The sequence below is a fragment of the Rhodococcus sp. IEGM 1409 genome (assembly GCF_030056735.1).
Lineage (GTDB): Bacteria > Actinomycetota > Actinomycetes > Mycobacteriales > Mycobacteriaceae > Rhodococcus_F.
Window position 1 is genome coordinate 302,183 of record NZ_JASHKN010000005.1, and the last position, 19,676, is coordinate 321,858.

The window sequence follows — 19,676 nt, forward strand, 5'->3', positions numbered from 1 at the left end:
GGAGTTTCCGATGACGGCAGTAGCCGAGCACACCATCAGTTCCGCGGTACAGGGTTTCCTGAACGGACCGAAGAAGCTCTACATCGGCGGCGAATTCGTCGACGCCGCTTCGGGTCAGACGTTCGCGACATACAACCCGGCTGACGGACAGAAGCTCGCAGACGTGGCACACGGACAGGCCGAAGACATCGACCGCGCGGTGCGCGCCGCTCGCACGGCCTTCGAAGACGGCCCCTGGTCACGTATGAAGGCAAACGAGCGCGAGCGGATGATCTGGCGCGTCGGCGACATTCTCACTGCCCGTGCCGAAGAGTTCGGCCAGCTCGAAGCTCTCGACAACGGCAAGTCCGTTGCCATCGCCACCGCCGTCGACGTGGCTTGGGCCGCAGACGTTTTCCGCTACTATGCGGGCTGGGCCACCAAGATCGAAGGCAGCACTGTCAACGTGTCGATGCCATTCTCTCCGGGCGGCGAGTTCCACGCCTACACACTGCGTGAGGCGATCGGCGTCTGTGGACTGATCGTGCCGTGGAACTTCCCGCTGCTCATGTCGTCGTGGAAGCTCGCACCCGCGCTCGCTGCCGGCAACACCGTGATCCTCAAGCCCGCCGAGCAGACCCCGCTCACCGCACTTCTTCTCGCAGAGGTATTCGAAGAAGCCGGCTTCCCGCCCGGCGTCGTGAACATCGTTCCCGGATTCGGCGATGCCGGTGCTGCACTGTCCGGCCACGATGACGTGGACAAGGTCGCGTTCACCGGTTCTACCGAGGTAGGCAAGAAGATCGTCGACGCCGCCAAGGGCAATCTGAAGAAGGTCACGCTCGAGCTCGGTGGCAAGAGCCCCAACATCGTGTTCGCCGACGCGGATTTCGATTCCGCGGTGGAGGGTTCGCTCAACGCGTGGCTTTTCAACCACGGACAGTGCTGCGTTGCGGGCACTCGCCTGTACGTCGAGGACACGATCTTCGATAAGTTCACCGAGGCTGTCGCGCACGCTGCGAGCCAGGTCAAGATCGGGCCCGGCCTCGATCCCACCACCCAGCTCGGACCGCTGGTCTCGCAGGAGCAGTTCGACAAGGTCACCGGCTACCTCCGTGAGGGGATCGCCGACGGCGCACGCGCACTGACGGGAGGCAACCGCTGGGGCGATCAGGGCTACTTCGTCGAGCCTACTGTCTTCGTCGACGTGAAGCCCGAATTCTCCATCGTCCAGGAGGAGATCTTCGGACCGGTCGTGGCGGCGTTGCCGTTCAACGCGGACGACGGACCGATCACTGCCGCAAACGATTCCATCTACGGCCTCGCCGCCGGCATCTGGACCCGCGACATCTCCAAGGCCCATCGCACCGCAAAGCGTCTGAAGGCCGGCTCGGTGTGGATCAACCAGTACAACGGCTTCGACACCGCAATGCCTTTCGGTGGATACAAGCAGTCCGGTTGGGGCCGCGAACTCGGCGCTTCTGCCATCGATCTCTACACCCAGACGAAGGCCGTCAACATCGCTCTCTGAGTTCATCCCCACTTTCGAACCCCCGCCCGACAATTCAAGGAGATCACCAGTGAAGACCAAAGCTGCTGTACTGCTCGAGCCCGGAAAGCCTTTCGAGATCATGGAACTCGACCTCGACGGCCCGGGTGTGGGTGAGGTACTGATCAAGTACACCGCTGCCGGACTGTGCCATTCGGATCTGCACCTGACCGACGGTGATCTCCCGCCGCGTTATCCGATCGTCGGCGGACACGAAGGCTCGGGCATCATCGAAGAGGTCGGACCCGGCGTCACGAAGGTCAAGCCGGGCGACCACGTCGTGTGTAGCTTCATTCCCAACTGCGGCACCTGTCGCTACTGCTCGACCGGTCGCCAGAACCTCTGCGACATGGGTGCCACCATCCTCGAAGGTTCGATGCCGGACGGTTCCTTCCGTTTCCACGGCAACGGAATGGATTTCGGCGGAATGTGCATGCTAGGAACGTTTTCCGAGCGAGCGACCATCTCCCAGCATTCGGTCGTCAAGATCGACGACTGGCTTCCGTTGGAGACGGCAGTGGTCGTCGGCTGCGGCGTGCCGTCGGGTTGGGGAACGGCCGTCAACGCCGGTAACCTTCGCGCCGGTGACACCGCGGTGATCTACGGTATCGGTGGTCTCGGTATCAACGCGGTCCAGGGCGCTGTTTCGGCTGGCTGCAAGTACGTCGTGGTGGTCGATCCGGTTGCTCTCAAGCGTGACACTGCTCTGAAATTCGGTGCCACGCATGCCTTTGCAGACGCCGAGAGTGCGGCTGCCAAGGTCAACGAGCTGACTTGGGGACAGGGCGCCGACGCTGCGCTCATCCTTGTCGGCACCGTCGACGAGGACGTCGTCAGTGCAGCGACGGCAGTGATCGGCAAGGGTGGCACCGTGGTGATCACGGGTCTCGCCGATCCGGCCAAGCTGACCGTTCACGTGTCGGGTACCGACCTGACGCTGAATCAGAAGACGATCAAGGGCACGCTGTTCGGTTCGATGAACCCGCAGTACGACATCGTGCGACTGCTACGTCTCTACGATGCGGGTCAGCTCAAGCTCGACGAACTGATCACCAACACGTACAGCCTCGAAGACGTCAACCAGGGCTACCAGGATCTGCGTGACGGCAAGAACATCCGTGGCGTGATCATCCACGACAAGTAACCCCAAGTGCTGTGCGCCTTTGTTAACCACCCGCGGTTAATAAAGGCGCACAGCACTATTTCTTGGCTCTCGACAAAATCTGCATCAACTGAAGGAGTGCCGAGAACTTCGCGAACACCGAGCGCGAAACCACCGGACCGAAAGCCGCGGTGTCGGTCGCATCGAATGCGTCGAGCAGATCTCGGAAGCTTTCGATCTGCTTGATCATCGTATCGAAATCGACATGCGTGACGGCATCGGCCTCACGCAGAGCGAGCAGGTACTGCGGCGCCGTCACCAAGGCGACTGCCGGGATCTTCCGCTCGAACAGTGGTTCACCCTCACCGAAATGAATGACCGGTCCTGGCGCCACGATTCGGCGATCGCCCGCCCCGATGTCGCGCCACAGCGGTGCAACGATGTCGTGTACTTCCCGACTCGTCGCGTAGAGCATTTCCGGTTCCGGAGTGGTCTCCAACGCATAGCTGCCGGTCGAGTTGTCCTCGGTGTCACCCAATGCGCCGAGATGTTCGATTGCGATCCCGGCTACTGCGCGCGCCTGACCGGCTTCGCCCTTCCACATCTCGGGGTGCGCTTCGAGCCAGGTGGATGTTGCTTGTCCGTGCTTGGACACCGCTGGAATACGAAGGTGGCCAGTCGTCAGGACAAAAACGTACGACCGTCGATGCGGCTGCGCGACGGCGTGCCGCGCCAACGCCAACATTCCTAGATGGCCGTTCTCCTCGACGCCGTTGGTTCCGTCGCTGTGAGTGATGAGCAGAATCGTCTCTTCGGGTGAGGTTCCGGGGGACACCGCCCACACCGTGTCAGTCCGGGTGTCCGGATGCAGAGTCGCATCCAGTACCAGAGTCGCCCGCTGACCGGAACGAGCTGCAGCGACAACTTTCGTGCCCTCGTCGCCGGCCACCCAGACGGCGGGGATGTCGTGGTAGGGCTGCGTGAACGGAAGATACTGTCCCAGCGCGTTGTCCGGAGCGATGTCACGCCACACCGCGATCACGCCGAGGACACCGGCCTTGCGGGCCTTGTCGAGCTTCGGACCCAGAAGAGTCGCGGAGAGAACCGGATTACGAAGTGTCTCGTCGGTGGCGATCGGGCCCCACTCGCTGACCAGTAGCTTGCGGGGAAGATCGATGTGCGGGACCTCGATCACTGCGATCGCGCCCTTGGCCGCCGACCACTTGGGACGTCGCGCGCTGACGTAGACCAGGGGAGCGGAGATTCCCTGTGGCCCGGTCAATCCGGAGTAGGGGAATGCGGACGAAACGCTGATCGGTCCCGTCGGCAATTCGATGCGAAGTCCGTCAGGTGTGGCCGGTAGATCCCAGCGTTCGAAAGTATGCGAATCACGCTGGACGTCGAGGCCCAGTTCGGTCAGTTCGTTGGCGACTTCTTCCACCACCGCGTGGTGTGAAGGCGATCCCGTCAATCGTGGACCCAGCGCGTCGAGTCGCTGTTGGCCGGCAATGAGGAGATCGCGATCGACGGCCTGGCCGTGATTCATGGGATTGCCTTTCGTACTACGTGATGTCTGCTCTGGTGAGGCGCCCGCCCGTGTCGTGTCCACGGTACCGAGCGGTCTGAAAACGGGACGAAGGCGCGTCGGATATGTCGTTTTCGCAGATATACCGGGTGCCAACGGGCCGATCGGTCCGTACCGTATGTCCTTGGCACCGAAAGACTCCGTGTTCTTCGGACAGACCAGTCCACGGCGAGAGAGGCCTACGTTGGCTACGTATCTTTACAGGTTGGGGAAGTTTGCTTTCCGCCACAAGTATCTTGTGGTGGCCGCGTGGATCATCGTGATCGCGGTGGTGGGGGGCGCAATCAGCGCCACAAATCCGACGTTCTCCAAAGAATTCAATCTTCCGGGCACTGATTCCCAACGTGCGACCGAGTTGATGAACGAGAACTTTGCAGCGGCGGCCGAGCAGCAAACTCAGGCGTCGACCAGCATTCTCATCGCGGCAGACGACGGACTTGCCGCGCACAGCGATCAGATCGACCAGTTGATCGCGCAGGCGAAGACGTTGCCGGACATCGTCGATCCCGAGAAGATCGTCAACCCGGTGACTCTCGCGGAGGCAGATCCGGCGGTGGCGTCGGCCGTTCTCGGCGACGACGGCAAGGTCGGGCTGATCCAGCTCAATCAGTCGATTCGCATCGAGGATCAGACGCAGGCCAACAAGACGGCGTTCCTCGACTTGATGGTGGAGTTCCGCGACGGCGGCCTGCAAGTCGAGGGCACTGGCTCGATGATGCAGGTGCAGGAGGCCGGTGGCGTCGCCGAGATGCTCGGCTTCGCGGTGGCGTTCATCGTGATGATCGTGGCGTTCGGCGCACTCATTGCGGCGTTCATCCCGTTGTTCACTGCAATTCTGGGAATTGCGCTGGCCACTCTGACGGTCACACTCGGCTCGGGCTTCTTCGACATCAACGAAGGCGTCACGGGAATTGTCACGATGATCGGCATCGCAGTCTCGATCGACTACGCGTTGTTCATCGTTTCGCGCTACCGCAGTGAGCTCAATCTGGGCGGAACGAGGGAAGCCGCCACCGGGCGCGCAGTGGGTACTGCCGGTTCGTCTGTCGTCTTCGCAGGCCTGACGGTTGTGGTCGCGCTGGCAGCCCTGGCGGTGGTCGGGGTTCCGATGATCACCCAGATGGGAATCTCGGCAGCGGTTGCCGTCATCATCGCCGTCCTCGGCGCAATCACGTTGATCCCCGCTGTTCTGGGTATCTTCGGCAGGTTCGCGTTCTCGCCTCGTATCCCCGGGCTTCGCCACGGTGACGAGCCCGAGACTATGGAATCCAACGGACATCGCTGGGCCAAGATAGTCACCAAATACCCGTGGCCGATCGCGGGTGCTGCGCTGGTTCTCCTGGTGATCGCGGCTATTCCGATGACCAAGCTCGAACTCGGGCTCTCCTTCACATCGGACGAGGAGAGGCCGGCTCTTGCACTGTTGCAACGCGGATTCGGTGAAGGCGTCAACGGTGAGCTGTTCGTCGTTCTCGACGCCCCGGCCGGTACGGACATCGCAACGATTGCCGATGACGCTATCGCCCACATCAAGGGCCTGGATTACGTCGCAACACCGGATCAGCTGATGTGGGTCGGAAACGGACCAGACGCGGCAAACCCGATGGCGGGCGCCAACTCTGCCCTGATCGCGGTCACCCCGCAGATGTCACCGAGTGGACCCGAAACCCACGAACTGATGAATCAGATCCGGGATTACGGATCGACGGTGAAATCGGAGGGAGCTGAACTCGGTGTAGCGGGTCAAACCGCGATCGTTGCCGACATGTCGTCGAAGCTCAGTTCCGCGCTCATCCCTTATCTGATCGTGGTGGTCGGGCTGGCGTTCATCATCATGATGGTTGTCTTCCGCTCGATCCTGGTGCCGCTGACCGCAACTCTCGGATTTCTGTTCTCCGTCTGTGCGACCTTCGGCGCCACGGTGGCGATTTTCCAGGAAGGCGACTTCGGGCTGATCGAGCACACTCAACCGATCATCTCGTTCCTACCGATCTTCATGATCGGCGTGGTGTTCGGGCTGGCGATGGACTATCAAGTGTTTCTCGTGACGAGAATGCGCGAGGAATACGTGCACGGATTGTCGGCCAAGGACGCCATCATCTCCGGCTACACCCATGGTGCTCGCGTGGTTGCGTCGGCGGCCATCATCATGATCTCCGTGTTCGGCGCATTCATGCTGTCCTCGGAGACGACGAGCAAGATGATGGGCTTCGGTCTGGCAGCGGCAGTCTTCTTCGACGCCTTCATCATCCGCATGATCGTGATCCCTGCGGTCATGTCGATTCTCGGTGATTCGGCGTGGAGGTTGCCCGCGTGGCTCGACAAGATCCTGCCGAACGTCGACATTGAGGGTGAAGCGATTCGGCGGATTCCGATCGAGCAAGATCCGGACTCCGATCCAGACCTGAATCAGGTGCCTGTCAGGGTGTAAGCACTCAGGTCGTGAAACGAACGGGGCGCCGGTTGCAGAGCAACTGGCACCCCGTTCGTTTGTGTCTCTACGGGGCTCACACCTAGGAAACCATCCGGTTGGTAACAGAAATTGCTGTGATCGCGACAGGACTTCCAGAGGCGACGCGCATCGGGGGCGAGCCGTGACGATGACTGTGAGGACTCGTGCCGAACGAGCAAACCGATTCGAAGCGGGCCGAGAAGTGGACCTTCGCGTTGACGGTCGTCTCCCTGATCGCCGGCGGCACAGTGGTTGCCGGGTTGGTGGATCGGTGGAGTGGCTCGCAGTCCGCCGGCATCTCGGTAGCTGCATCGACTTCGGTCAGCATGACGTCCATTCCGGACGAGGTGCCATCCGGCGACATGTCCGAATATTCGTATGTGACACCGACAGCGGTCTACCCGACCACCATTCCGGGATGTGAGAGCGTCGAAGCGCCGGACGACGAACACGGAATCTCGATCTTCACGTCGACAGGCGGCGACGACGCGTACGACGACCCACGTTTTCCGTGGTTCTCCGGCGCTAAGGCTGCATCGATGTCGGATGCGGTCGCCGATGCGATTCCGGACGGCGTCGAGATCAAGTTTGCCAGCCCGAGTCGATCACTCCAGTTCGGTCCGATCTCGGCACCGTCGAGCTCGGACGATTTGCCCGAGGGATGGGCGATCGAGGATTTGGCTTCCACTGACGCGTCGGCGACGCTACTTCGCGGCGAATCCAGTGGTGGGTTGACGGTTTCGGTCAACAGCAGTACGGCTCCGATTCCTCCGTGTGTTGCCGGCTCTCTCGTCGAACGCCGCTTCCTTCCGGACCGTTCAGTTGTAGACGTGCAGGACACATGGAGTGAAATCAACGGACAACGCACTCTTTCCCGTTCGGCGTTCCTTTACGGCATCGATGGCACGCGAGTTCGCGCCTATACCGATGACACTGCCGATCGGGTCGGTGCCGAGGTTCAGGCAAGCGGCGCGCTTCCACTGACCATCGACGAACTGGTTTCTCTGGTCAGCCTGCCGCAACTGCGAATCACGACGCCTGCTCCGCCGGAGACTGCCCCGCTTCAAACTGTTTGTGGCGGTTGGACGGACGAGTCATCAGGGCGGGAACTGGATCGGGGAATCGTAGACGCACTCGGTGAAGCGCTCCGATCGGGTTGGCGCGCAGCACCTCCAGAATCGCCTGACCTCGGCAGTCAGCTGGGTGATCTGGTTCTGGCCGAATACGACGACACCACCACATGCCAGGATCTTGTTGCGCGGTCGGGCAACAACGAGTCGCGTCTGAGCATCTCGATCACCAGCGGACAGCAGCTTCCCGCACCTCCGAACAAGTACGACCCTTCGTACGACGGACACCCGCTCTCGATGGAGACCACTGAAGATGGATCCGTGATCGAACGCGATGAGAGTCGCGGGGACAAGGTCCACAGATCGGTAGTCGTTACCCATCCCGGTGGGACGCGAGTAACGGTGAGCTCGTCGGCGGAGGCACCGAACGTGCCGATGACGTTCGAGCAGTTGGAGTTTCTCGCGACGATCGACGGGCTGGAGATTCGATGACCAACAGGTATTCGCCCAAGGCCCGCCTTCGGATCGCGGCCGCCACTGCCGTTGTCACCGTCACTGCCGCCGTCGCCACGGTGGTCACGTCGACGAATTCCGAACCGACAGCGGCCTCGTCGCCGTTGTGGAGCGTCGAGGCCTCCGAGATTCTCGGGCGTGAGTTCGCGATATTTCGGAGCCCACTCGTGGGAACCGAATTCAACATGGACATGGGCGGATTCATCGACGCCGGATCACTCGTGGTCACGATGATCGGTATGCCGGACCGTCAGGCGTATTCGTTGGACGACGCGGAATTGGTCGGGTTGGACGCCGAGGACGGCACAGTCCGCTGGCGCACGTCGGCGGTCGATATCGGTGGTTGTTCCGAGACTCTGCTCGGCAGCTCGGTGCTCTGTTTCTCCGGGCCGTACGTATCCGGTGGTTCGTACTCTCTGTTCGACATCGAGACGGGAGAGCGGCGAGACGTCAAGACGCCGTGGTCGCCGATCATCGCGGTTGTCTCGGGCGACACTGTCCTCGCTCTCGAAGGTGATATCGAGAGCAACGACGTTCGCGTGCACAGCGGAACCGTCGACGATCCGGAAGTGAACTGGTCCAAAGCATTCGACGTCGGCGGATCGTGGGAAGCCGGATACGTGGATCCCGTGATGTCGGTTCACGGCGACCTGGGTGTGATCGCTCTCGACGAGTCTTTGGGATTCGACCTGAAGACTGGCGAACAGCGGTGGGTGCACGGTTACTCCACCTGCTCGACCGCGCACACATCACCGGACGGCGTGACTTTGGTGTCGGACGGCGGTTGCGAGGGCAACGGCCGTCCGACAAGTGAGTACGCACTCGATCAGTACGGGCGCGAGTTCGCCAGGACGGACGAACTCCCCTCTGAGTCCTCGTATTTCGGCGGGCGATACAGCCGAGATGATCCCGCCGGAGGATCGTCTCCGATCATTCTGGGAGACAGCGGTTTCGACCGGAAGTCCGGCGAGAAGCTGTGGACCAACAGTGAGGTGTTCGGCACCGCGCAGTCGTTGGCGGTGATCGGCAACGTGGTCGCCGTGACTCGTTCCGGTTCCGAGCCCGAGGTCCAGTTCGTGGACCTGCTCACCGGTGAGGTCCTGTGGCGATCGAACGCCGAGCGCGCCGGAGAGATCGTCTGGCACGGGGATGTCGTCATCGACGAGGGCAACGTCTATGGAACGGATGTCAGCACGGGTCAACGGAGTTGGGAGGTTCACGTCGACCAGGACGGGGACGACGAGTTCACCCCCTGGGCGATGCCGCGGGAGCTGTGGGCGGGGGACAAGGTGCTGTTGCGCTCCAGTGAAGATCGGATCACGGCGTTGAAATTGTCGTGAGATCCGGTGTGGCGTGCACGTCCGTCACAGCACACCACACCGGCCACGATTCAGTCTCGAGTGAACCCGTGGCTCAACTCGTCGATCCGCGAGCGGTAGCGCTCGACCGCAGCGAGTTTGATGCCCTCGTATCCGCGGACCATATCGGGTAGCTCAGCTATTTCGACTGCAAGGTGAAGGTTTTCAGTTGTCAGTTCTTTCAACAGATTCCGGATAAGCGCCTGATACTCGACGATCAGCTCACGTTCGACTCTTCGCACGTGAGCCAACCCGAAGAGGTCGGCGCGTGTACCTCTGATGCGTCGCATCCCGGCAAGAGCGCGAAATGCCGGTGTGAACCACGGCCCCAGCACGATCTTCTTCTTCATACCCATTGCGCGCAGCGCAGGCGGGTGTAGGCGATACGAAACCTTTGCATCCGGACCGAATTGAGCAGCAATGGTGTGCCGGACCTCGGGATCGAGGGACAGTCTCGCGACTTCGTACTCGTCCTTGTACGCCATCAGCTTGTACAGATTGCGGGCAACGGACTGCGTCAACTCGTCCGAACCTGCGGCGCGGCGTGCCTCGATTTCACGCACGTGTTCGACGAACTCGGTGTACTTCGTTGCATAGGAAACGCTTTGGTAGGCAATCAGCTCGGTTACACGGATCGACATCAACCTTTCGAGTTCCGAGCCTCGCGTCGCTGCAACAGTGTGTGCAAGTGCCACGGATCGATCGTCGACAGGTGTCTGTCGTCTCGAACTACCCGCCGCTGCGCGAAGGGTGTTGTCGAAACGCAACGGGTCTGCAACGAACAAGCGGCCGTAGCGAAAGGCGCGGAGGTTCGATTCGACCTTGACTCCGTTGAGAGCTATTGCCTCCTCGATGAATTCGGATGACACCGGCAGCGCTCCGATTTGGTAAGCAACGCCGGTCAGGAGGAGGTTTGCGAACTGGTCCTCTCCCAAAAGTCTCACAGCAAGATCACGCGCGTCCACCAGCCTGTGCTGTGCGACCTCCCGAGAAATCCTCTCCGATACCTTCGCCACATCAGGGAAGTCCACCGAGGTGTCGATCACCATCTGACCGGTGGGAACCTCGGAGGTCGAGACCACCGCGGTGGTGCGTGAAGCATCCGTGGCCGTGAGATACCTCGCGTCGGCGGCGACGAGCAGATCGCAACCGAGGTACAGATCGCACTCTGCGTTACTTGCTTTGCTGCCCTGATCGAGTGGGTCGAGCGTGAACTTGACGTCGGAGACAACGGCACCACCTTTCTGCGCCAGACCAGTCTGATCGAGGGTGCGTACGTGCCTGCCGGCAAGTGTGGCTGCCGTGCTGATGATTTGGGACAGCGTGACCACACCGGAGCCTCCCACGCCGGTGATCCGGACGGTGTACGACGAAGGGAGTTCGTATCCGGGTTCGGGTAGATCGGAGGTGTCGAGCGGCTCGGAGGATGGACGGGCTGTTAGCTTCGAACCTGGCTCAACGGACAGGAATGATGGGCAGTCGCCGTCGAGGCATGAGTAGTCCTTGTTGCACGACGACTGATCGATCCGCGTCTTGCGCCCGAATTCCGTTCCGACAGGTTGAACGGAGAGGCAATTGGACTTCTGTCCGCAATCACCGCAGCCTTCGCAGACACGCTCGTTGATCACGATGCGCTCCACCGGTTCGGCAACCAGCCCACGCTTACGTTTGCGTCGCAGTTCGGTCGCGCACTCCTGATCGTGAACCAGAACCGTAACTCCCGAGATTCTCGCGAGTTCTTCCTGCGCTTCGATCAACCGGTCTCGATGCCAGAGTTCAACGTTCCGAGGTAGTTTCGCCTTGCGGTAGCGCTTGGTGTCGTCGGTAGTGACGATGATGCGCCGAACCCCCTCGGCTGTCAGTGCGGCACAGATCGCATGAACCGACATGACCCCGCCGGGTTGCTGTCCGCCGGTCATGGCGACGGCCGAGTTGTAGAGGATCTTGTAAGTGATGTTCGTGCCGGCCGCGATGGAGGCGCGAATGGCGAGACTGCCGGAGTGGTGAAAGGTTCCGTCGCCTAGGTTTTGGATGAGATGCTTCCGGGACAGAAAGGGAGCCATGCCGATCCACTGTGCCCCCTCGCCGCCCATCTGGGTCATACCTATGACTGATCCCACCTGCACCGGATCCATGAGGGATACCATTCCGTGGCAACCGATTCCGGCACCAACTGTCGCACCCTCCGGCGTTTTCGTCGATACGTTGTGGGGACATCCCGAGCAGAAGTACGGTGTCCGGGCGAGTAGTGGGAGTTCTATGCGAGCGCTCGACGGGCGAGAATCCAGTAGCCAACGATCGACAGTCGGGAACGATCCGAAGGAAATCAGTCGACCCGCCAGACGGGTGGTGATGGAGTCGGGGTCGAGTTCGCCGTCGAGTGGAAAGAACGGTCGGCCGTTCGGCAACCTCTTGCCGACGACGGTGGGCGGGTTCTCGGTGCCGTACAGCAGGTCCTTCACCGCAGTTTCGATGATCGGCCGCTTTTCCTCCACAACGATGATGTGGCTCAACCCAGCCGAAAACTTTCCGATCACCGTTGGTTCGAGGGGGAAGATCATTCCGAGGTGAAGGAGACGAACGCCACGCCGTGCCAACTCGTCGTCGTCGAGTCCCAGTGTTCGAAGTGCTTGGCGTAGATCAAGATACGTTTTGCCCGGTGCGATGATGCCGATCGTGTCGCTCGGCGTGCTGTGAGTGATGCGATTGAGCTCGTTGTCTGCGGCGTAGCGGCGAGCGATTTCCAATCGCGCTCCGTCACGGCTTTTCTCGAGCCTTCCGAGGGTTGGTTGAAGAATCTGTGCGGTTACTTCGTGGCGGTACGGTGCGCCGTCGACCACACGATCCGGAATGACGGGCTGAACTCGCTGCGGGTCGATGTCGACGGTGCCCGAGCCGTCGGCAACGTTGGTGGCGATCTTCAGTGCAACCCACAGTCCGCATGCCCTCGACATCGCGATTCCGTGGATCCCGAAATCGAGTGCTTCTTGTGGGTCCGAAGGGTAGAGCGTCGGGATTCCCAAGTCGGCCAGCAGTAACTCGGATGCGCCTGGAACAGTTGACGACTTTGCCGCGGGATCGTCTCCGACCAGCGCGAGCGCTCCGCCTTCGGGATGCGTTCCCATCATGTTGTTGTGGCGGAACGCATCCGAAGCTCGGTCGAGGCCGGGGGACTTGCCGTACCAAATACCGATGATTCCCTCGACACGCTTGTCCGGTTGCATCCCGGCGAGTTGGGTGCCCTGGACAGCGGTGGCCGCCAGTTCTTCGTTGACGCCAGGCCGGAAGACTATGTCGAACTCGTCCAGAAGTGTTCGATTGCGCTCGAGCTCCATGTCGTAGCCCGCAAGAGGGGAACCTTCATATCCGGAGATGAAAGCAGCTGTGTCGCGCCCGGCCTGACGGTCGATCCTGCGAAGGTCGATGGGGAGTCTCGCAAGTGCCTGGATTCCGGTGAGATGCAGACGTCCAGGCTCCTCACGGTAGCGGTCGGTGATGCTCAGGACCGAAGGGGTATCGGTCATGCCGTCGTCGCCTGTCTCGTAGGAGCGCCTGCTACGGCGTGCGCGAGTCCCACGGTCAACGGCACATCGGACTCGTTGCTGCGCCAGGCGATATGACCGTCCGGACGGATGAGGATCGCCGAATCGTCTTCCAGGCCAAGTGTGGCGAGTGCCAGAGGATCGGCATGTGCATCGCTACCGAACACGACTGACGAGTGTGGAACAGCAGTGCTGGATCGGTTCAACTCCTCCACCCACATTGTGCCGGCAGGACCCGCGATCAAGGTGAAGCCCACCTTTAGGAGATCGTGCGACGATATTTGTGACCCATCGCGTTGGATCCACACATGAGGGAGCCGGGCGCCTACCCGATTCGATTGCACGTGAGACTCGGCGACCGGCGCATCATACGTACTGTCGTAGGCGTAGCCGAGTTCTTGCGCCAGACAATCGAAGTGCGCGCGCTGCAGCGGAATAGAAGCGCCGAGGTTGATGCGGGCCTGCGAAGCCACCGACGGGTCGTGGCTCTCGAGTTGGCGAGCCACATCAGCGCTTCCTGGACCGATTCCGCTCTGCGCCATGGAAATCGCGTTGCGGACACTGTGCGCTGTATTGGATTCGGCGACGGGTCGGCGGTCTGATTCGTACGTGTCGAGAAGAGCATCAGAAGCCCATCCCTGCACGACGGCCGCAAGCTTCCATCCGAGATTGTCTGCATCGGCGAGCCCGGTGTTCATGCCGAGCCCGCCGGTAGGTGGGAACTGGTGCGCTGCATCGCCTGCCAGCAGTACCCGATCCTTGCGATAATTCGCCGCTGTTCGCGCCGACATCGTCCACGTCCCCACCGAGCAGACCTCGACATCGACGCTGTGGTCTCCGATTGCGTCTCGAATCAACGTGCGGCAGTGCTCGGGCGTGAACTGCTCGATCGACTCGGTAGCGGGATCGAAATTCCTGTTGAACGTCCAGCGGTTGTGCCCGTCCATTCCGATGAAAACGCCGGGCGAGAGGGAATTGATCGCCCAGACGAGAAGCGCGGGTGAGTGATCGGTCCACGGTGACAGGTCTGCATGGAAGTAGATGTTGAGCTGATGGCCGAGATCGGGTTGTCCGTTCATTCCGATCCCGAGCGAGTCGCGGAACTTGCCGGTGGCACCATCTGCCACGACGACGAACTGGGCGGTGAGAGCGTCGGTACCGGCCTGCGATCGGGTCGTGAGATGTACCTGTTGGTTCAGGTTGTCGATTGCCGTGACAGTGGTGTCGTATCGGACCTCGGTGAGCCCTGTCGCGCGGACAGCCTCGAGCAGGTGCTCTTGTACGCGGTCCTGCGCGCAGGAGGTGATTGAGACCGGAGAAGAATTCAGGCGAGCAAGAATCTGGTCTTCCGGAACTTCCAGCATGCTCACGCGGCCGAATTCTTCGCCGGAGAGGGTGCTCTTCCACAAGATGTTCATCATCCACATGGGATCCACTGCGTCGCGCAGCACCGCGTCGGCAATGCCCCAGGTCCTGAACAACTCCATCGAACGGGTGTTGACGACGTGGGCGCGCGGGTGTGGATTGATTCCGGAGTACTGTTCGCACACGATGCTCCGGACACCGTGGCGGGCAAGAACCAAGGCCGTCGCCAGGCCGACGGGTCCTCCGCCGATGATGACGACCGGCGAGGAGTCGGGCCCGGTCATGACTGCTTGACCAGCTCGGCGAACGGCACGCCGTTGTCGAAACGTCGACCGAGTTCGTCCGGATCGAACTCTGTACCAATCGGATTGGCCTCGAAGGCGCCCGAGCGGAAGAAATCGTCGAGTTCGGCTTCCGTGGCGAAGTTGTCGATCTGCAGTTCGACGTGGTTGCCGTCGGGATCCTCGAAGTACATCGACGTAGTCGGACCGTGGTTGATGCACCAGAAGGGTCGAACATCGTCCGCGGCAAGCCGACGATACGTGCCGATCAGATCTCCGAGTGTGGCGTAGGTGAACGCGACATGATGCAGACCGCTGTGATGCGGTTCCGGCTTGTCGGTCGCGCCACTGGCGATGAATGCGACTCGATGATGCTCCTCGTCGTACGTGATGAAGGCAAGGAAGTCATTTCCGAACGTGACACTGCCTTCGAGTACATGGGTATACCACTCCGTCATCTGCGTGAGTTGACCTGTTTTGAAGACGATGTGGGCGAGCTTGTCGGGTGAAGCCATGACAAAACCTCCTCGTATGGGGCATCTCTCTTGAATGCCATATAAGAGAAGGTACGGGTTCTTGATTGGAAGTCAAGAGAATGTGAAGATTTGCCTCGAAAGTCAAGGGGCTTTCGTCTTTGCCACTGCGACAAGAGCTTCCGTCAGCAAGTCGACCAGGTCGCTGGTAGGCCGGTCGAGTCGTCTGGAACTGATGAGCAGCCCCTCGAAGAGGACATGGGCAGTGTCGGCGATCAGTGAGGTGTCGGCGCCGGCAGGAAGTTGGTTGCCGATGATCGCAAGCAGGTGTTCGTCAAGCCAGTTCTGCATCTCCGCGTACGCTTCGCCGACTGCGCTGGATGACTCGATGCGCTCGTAAGCCTCCCGATGTAGGCCGCGGTAAGGCTGCATCGCAGCGAGGAGTGCCAGAAGCTCGCCGCGAGGGTTGCCGGCGATCTCCGGATCGGATTGGACTGTAAGACGTGCGTTCGTGAAGAGTTGTTCGAGCGCTGCTGCGAACAGATCATCCTTGGTGGGGAAGTACCAGTGCACGGCGGCGGGTGCAATACCGGCCGCTCTGCCCACCGCTGCCACGCTCGTTCCTTTGAATCCGTTGGTGACGAACAGCTCTCGGGCGCACTCTACGACCTCGGCCTGACGCTCGGCCTTGGGTATGTCTTGTCGATTCTTCGGCATGCCTTCGAGTCTATGGGTTCACGCCCGCTCTTGACTCTTGGCCATGAGATGCTCTTAACTATAAGTTAAGAGCATTCACTACCTGTCAACGACGAGGAGCCATCATGCGATTGTTCAGTACCGACAACGGACTTGCTCGCGAAGACGAACCCGGGTGCCTGTCTGTGCTCGATCTGCCGTTCGAAGACATCGGGGCGCTGCTTCGTGGACCGGGCATCGAGGCGGCGCATGCTGCTTCGGTTCTGCGGCGGGTGGACTTCGTCGAAGTGGAGGTGTTGGCGCCCGTGCTCCGTCCGGGCAAAGTGCTGATCGTCGGACTCAACTATTCCTCGCATGGGGACGAAGCGTTGGACATGCTCGCTTCGTTGGGTAAAACCGTCAGCAATCTCCCTACCGAACCCAATTTTCAAGTCACCGCGGGCTCTGCGGTGACGGCCACAGAGTCACCTATCGTGCTGCCGAGGATTGCCCCGGCACAGGTGGACTACGAGGGGGAATTGGCCGTCGTCATCGGCAGCGTTGCGAAGGACGTGTCGATCGAAAACGGGTGGTCACACGTTGCCGGCCTGAGCGTGGTGAACGATGTGTCGGCGCGCGACATCCAGAAGCGAGCCATGGCAGGTGACCCTGTTGCGTCCATCGGCGTCGCCAAGAGTTTCGACAGCTTTGCGCCCTTCGGCCCGTGCCTTGTGACGGCCGATGAATTCGGACCCGCGGTGGACTTGCGTATTACCACCCGCGTGAATGGTGAACTACGCCAAAATGACCGGACAGGAAGTCTCATCCACGACATCCCGTCATTGATCGCGTACCTGTCGGCATTTCAGACGCTCGAACCCGGCGACGTCATCTGCACCGGGACGCCCGCCGGTGCCGGAATCTTCAGCGGACGGTTCCTCTCTCCGGGTGACATCGTAGAGGTTGAGATCGAGGGTATCGGGATGCTGCGAAATCCTGTGGTAGCAGCACGATGAGTGCTCTCGAGGAGTTGGCGGGTCTCGAAGCTGTCGCATTGTCGGATCGAGATCTGCCGGCGAGTACTTACGAGTTGATCGAGCGATCCGCCAAACGCCACCCAGACAAGATTGCCCTGCACCTGCTGCCGGGTGGAACGGGTTGGCGAGAGCCGAATTCCTGGTCGTACTCGCAGTTGCTGAGTCGAGTGAACAAGGCCGCGAATCTCTTTGCCGCGTTGGATGTTCCGTCGGGGGGAGTGGTGGCGCTGATGTTGCCCAACTCCGGATCCGCGTACGCCGCACTGTGGGGTGCGCAAGCGCTCGGAATCGTGAACCCGGTCAACCCCATGCTCGCGCGCGAACATCTGATCGACATCTTCACACTGACAGAGGCCGAGATCTTGTTGGCCCCTGCCCCTGGCCTTGATCTGTTGCTCTGGCAGAAGGCGCTCGACATCGCTGCCGCTGTACCGACTGTGCGGATGGTGCTCGCTGTCGGAGGTCCGCCCCAGTCCGTGGCCGAGACTGCGACCGGTGACTTCGATCTGTTGTGTGCCGAGCAATCAGGTTCGAACCTGGAGTTCGAAGAACGTCGGACTCTCAACGACGTAGCGGCGTACTTCCACACCGGGGGAACGACGGGTGCCCCCAAAGTCGCCGCTCACACGCACCTGAACGAAGTCTCGTTGGCATGGTCGCTCGCGCAGCGCACAGAGTTCGTCGATGCTGTTGTGCTGAGCGGTCTTCCGTTGTTTCATGTCAATGCCGTCCACGTCACCGGGTTGGCTCCGCTATACGGAGGCAGCACGATCGTGGCTCTCGGTCCACTCGGCTATCGAGACAGAATGGCCGTCGAAGATTTCTGGCGGATCGTCGAGCATTTCGAAGTGTCATTGTTCTCCGGCGTTCCCACGGTTTTCTCGTCCCTCCCCGAGGTTCCGACCGGAGTCGACATCTCCTCGCTGAGATGCGGAATTGTCGGCGCGGCACCCTTGCCTGCGCGAGTGCGTCGGCATTTCGAGTCGAACACCGGCGTCCCGATGATCGAAGGGTACGGACTGACCGAAGCCACGTGCGCGAGTGTGCTGGAACCGCTGGGGGGTCGGGTTCCCGGCACCACCGGTCTCCGCTTGCCGTATCAGCACGTCAAGGCTGTCGACGTGGACGCAGGAGGTGCACCGATTCGTGACTGCCCGGCCGGCGAGGTAGGCATCCTCGCGATCAAGGGGCCGTGCGTCTTTCCTGGATATTTGAGACGCCATTCACAGGACGCCAGGCTGGATTCCTCGGGATCGGTTTTCGACGGCTGGCTCGTGACCGGCGATCGAGGGTCTGTCGACGGACAAGGATTCGTGAGCCTCGGCGGGCGGGCGAAAGACCTCATCATCCGGGGCGGGCACAATATCGACCCGAGAACCATCGAGGAGGTCCTCCTGCAGCACCCGGACGTCGACGCGGTGGCGGCGGTCGGACGACCCCACGCACATTCCGGGGAGGTCCCGGTCGCCTACGTCGTACTGAGCGTCGACTCCTCGCCAGACATCGACGCCCTGCTCACCTGGGCTGGAGCCCACGCGCCCGAGCCGGCTGCAGCTCCGGTCTTCATTCATGAAATCGACGAACTTCCGCTCACCGCAGTCGGAAAGGTATTCAAGGTTCCGCTGGTTCACGATGCAACACGACGGGTGGTCGACGCGGAATTGGTCGAACTCGGGCTTCGAGGCCGAACGGTAATCGATGGCGACCGCGTGTCGGTGCAACTCGCTGAGGACACGGCGGACGATCGTGCAGATCAACTGCGTGACCGTCTGCTGCGCTATCACTTCGAATCTGAGGTGAGTAATGAAACTCGATGGGCTACTGGTGAACCGGCATGATTCGACCTTGCGGCTTGGCGAACAAACGTCTGAATTCCAAGCGCTCCTGCTCGAAGTTGTAGAGGCGGTAGACGGGCCACGCGAGCGCGTGGAGCATCGAGTCGCCCCAGATTGTCAGTTTGAGGCGCCAATTCATGATGTTGTGAAGGTGCAGAACCGATTCGGATGCCTGGTTGTACTTCAGGTACTCCAACGGAGGGGTTTCACCGCGTCGACCGGACGTTTCTGCTCGCATGTCGGCGATCTGACCGATCGTCATCCCTTCCTCCCGAAGGCACAGTGAAAGGTCGATATCTTCGTGGATGTCCGGCCGGTCACTGACTTGCTCGCGGACGGTCAGCCATGCGCTTTTTCTGATCGCCATGTTTGCTCCGGCGACAGCAAGTACTTGACGCTCACAATCGAACTTTCCTTGCTTGACCTGCCGGTCCAGCGCGTAACGGTGGATTCGAGCAAATGGCGATTCGAAGAGGTAGGTGAGTCCGGCGACCGCTGAATGAGCGGTGCTGCGCTGGAAAAATCTTTTGACGGCACGAGCCCACCCCGGTTGTACCCGCGTGTCCGCGTCGATCCGACCGATGATGTTGCCGGTCGAGGCGTCGAAGCCCGCATTCCGTGCGTGTACGACGCCTTGGCGGGCCTCGAAGACATATCTGACTCTGTCGTACTTCTGGGCGAACTCCTGGATGATCGATGCAGTGCCGTCCGTCGAGTTGTTGTCGACAATCAGAATCTCATCGATTTCCGACTGGGTCAGTAGACGCTCGATGCAGTCGGAAACTGCGTCTTCTTCGTTGAATACCGGAACAACCACCGAAAGTCGATTAGTGGACAAGTGTTCAATATCCTGCATGGAT

Annotated in this window: 13 protein-coding genes; 7 read left to right on the plus strand and 6 right to left on the minus strand. The window is 60.9% G+C overall.

Annotated features, from left to right (window positions below):
- The first annotated feature begins 10 nt into the window (after positions 1-10).
- Both QM716_RS16660 and QM716_RS16665 read left to right on the plus strand, forming a co-directional pair.
- Positions 11-1,510, plus strand: coding sequence for an aldehyde dehydrogenase family protein (locus tag QM716_RS16660; protein ID WP_283305127.1), 1,500 nt, complete (start codon positions 11-13; stop codon positions 1,508-1,510).
- A gap of 49 nt (positions 1,511-1,559) precedes the next feature.
- On the plus strand, positions 1,560-2,672 hold the full coding sequence (locus QM716_RS16665) for an NDMA-dependent alcohol dehydrogenase (protein ID WP_283305128.1): 1,113 nt from the start codon (positions 1,560-1,562) through the stop codon (positions 2,670-2,672).
- 55 nt (positions 2,673-2,727) lie between these two features.
- Here QM716_RS16665 and QM716_RS16670 read toward each other — a convergent pair whose 3' ends face one another.
- Positions 2,728-4,176: a zinc-binding metallopeptidase family protein gene (locus tag QM716_RS16670; RefSeq protein ID WP_283305129.1), complete on the minus strand. Its 1,449-nt coding sequence runs from the start codon at positions 4,174-4,176 to the stop codon at positions 2,728-2,730.
- 223 nt (positions 4,177-4,399) lie between these two features.
- Between QM716_RS16670 and QM716_RS16675 the strand changes: the two genes are divergently transcribed.
- From QM716_RS16675 to QM716_RS16685, 3 genes are all read left to right on the plus strand, one after another.
- Positions 4,400-6,646 (plus strand): MMPL family transporter, encoded by a 2,247-nt coding sequence (locus tag QM716_RS16675; RefSeq protein WP_283305158.1) that lies wholly within the window; start codon positions 4,400-4,402, stop codon positions 6,644-6,646.
- 185 nt (positions 6,647-6,831) lie between these two features.
- Positions 6,832-8,229: a hypothetical protein gene (locus QM716_RS16680; RefSeq protein ID WP_283305130.1), complete on the plus strand. Its 1,398-nt coding sequence runs from the start codon at positions 6,832-6,834 to the stop codon at positions 8,227-8,229.
- Positions 8,226-9,590, plus strand: coding sequence for an outer membrane protein assembly factor BamB family protein (locus QM716_RS16685; protein WP_283305131.1), 1,365 nt, complete (start codon positions 8,226-8,228; stop codon positions 9,588-9,590). The genes QM716_RS16680 and QM716_RS16685 overlap by 4 nt, the downstream gene beginning before the upstream one ends.
- A 50-nt stretch (positions 9,591-9,640) precedes the next feature.
- On the opposite strand, the gene QM716_RS16690 is transcribed toward QM716_RS16685, so the two are convergent.
- The 4 genes from QM716_RS16690 to QM716_RS16705 all read right to left on the minus strand — a co-directional run bounded on the left by QM716_RS16690 (position 9,641) and on the right by QM716_RS16705 (position 15,986).
- Positions 9,641-13,132, minus strand: a complete 3,492-nt coding sequence (locus QM716_RS16690; protein WP_283305132.1) for an indolepyruvate ferredoxin oxidoreductase family protein — start codon at positions 13,130-13,132, stop codon at positions 9,641-9,643.
- The gene (locus QM716_RS16695) at positions 13,129-14,799 is read right to left on the minus strand and encodes an FAD-dependent monooxygenase (protein WP_283305133.1); all 1,671 of its coding nucleotides are present in this window, start codon (positions 14,797-14,799) and stop codon (positions 13,129-13,131) included. Before QM716_RS16695 ends, QM716_RS16690 begins: the two co-directional genes overlap by 4 nt.
- Positions 14,796-15,311 (minus strand): VOC family protein, encoded by a 516-nt coding sequence (locus QM716_RS16700; protein WP_064689512.1) that lies wholly within the window; start codon positions 15,309-15,311, stop codon positions 14,796-14,798. Before QM716_RS16700 ends, QM716_RS16695 begins: the two co-directional genes overlap by 4 nt.
- A 102-nt stretch (positions 15,312-15,413) precedes the next feature.
- Positions 15,414-15,986: a TetR/AcrR family transcriptional regulator gene (locus tag QM716_RS16705; protein ID WP_283305134.1), complete on the minus strand. Its 573-nt coding sequence runs from the start codon at positions 15,984-15,986 to the stop codon at positions 15,414-15,416.
- A 104-nt stretch (positions 15,987-16,090) separates the two neighbouring features.
- On the opposite strand from QM716_RS16705, the gene QM716_RS16710 reads away from it, so the two are divergent.
- Positions 16,091-16,960: a fumarylacetoacetate hydrolase family protein gene (locus QM716_RS16710; RefSeq protein ID WP_283305135.1), complete on the plus strand. Its 870-nt coding sequence runs from the start codon at positions 16,091-16,093 to the stop codon at positions 16,958-16,960.
- Positions 16,957-18,819, plus strand: coding sequence for an acyl-CoA synthetase (locus QM716_RS16715; protein WP_283305136.1), 1,863 nt, complete (start codon positions 16,957-16,959; stop codon positions 18,817-18,819). The genes QM716_RS16710 and QM716_RS16715 overlap by 4 nt, the downstream gene beginning before the upstream one ends.
- Here the strand turns inward: QM716_RS16715 and QM716_RS16720 are convergent.
- A complete protein-coding gene (locus QM716_RS16720; protein ID WP_283305137.1) occupies positions 18,800-19,672 on the minus strand; it encodes a glycosyltransferase family 2 protein in 873 nt (290 codons plus the stop codon). The genes QM716_RS16715 and QM716_RS16720 overlap by 20 nt on opposite strands.
- Positions 19,673-19,676 lie beyond the last annotated feature (4 nt).

Excerpts from the sequence above, each read along its gene's own strand:
- QM716_RS16715 (WP_283305136.1), top strand. The coding sequence starts at position 16,957 with ATGAGTGCTCTCGAGGAGTTGGCGGGTCTCGAAGCTGTCGCATTGTCG.
- QM716_RS16670 (WP_283305129.1), bottom strand. The coding sequence starts at position 4,176 with ATGAATCACGGCCAGGCCGTCGATCGCGATCTCCTCATTGCCGGCCAA.
- QM716_RS16695 (WP_283305133.1), bottom strand. The coding sequence starts at position 14,799 with ATGACCGGGCCCGACTCCTCGCCGGTCGTCATCATCGGCGGAGGACCC.
- QM716_RS16720 (WP_283305137.1), bottom strand. The coding sequence starts at position 19,672 with ATGCAGGATATTGAACACTTGTCCACTAATCGACTTTCGGTGGTTGTT.
- QM716_RS16660 (WP_283305127.1), top strand. The coding sequence starts at position 11 with ATGACGGCAGTAGCCGAGCACACCATCAGTTCCGCGGTACAGGGTTTC.
- QM716_RS16690 (WP_283305132.1), bottom strand. The coding sequence starts at position 13,132 with ATGACCGATACCCCTTCGGTCCTGAGCATCACCGACCGCTACCGTGAG.
- QM716_RS16710 (WP_283305135.1), top strand. The coding sequence starts at position 16,091 with ATGCGATTGTTCAGTACCGACAACGGACTTGCTCGCGAAGACGAACCC.
- QM716_RS16700 (WP_064689512.1), bottom strand. The coding sequence starts at position 15,311 with ATGGCTTCACCCGACAAGCTCGCCCACATCGTCTTCAAAACAGGTCAA.
- QM716_RS16685 (WP_283305131.1), top strand. The coding sequence starts at position 8,226 with ATGACCAACAGGTATTCGCCCAAGGCCCGCCTTCGGATCGCGGCCGCC.
- QM716_RS16705 (WP_283305134.1), bottom strand. The coding sequence starts at position 15,986 with ATGCCGAAGAATCGACAAGACATACCCAAGGCCGAGCGTCAGGCCGAG.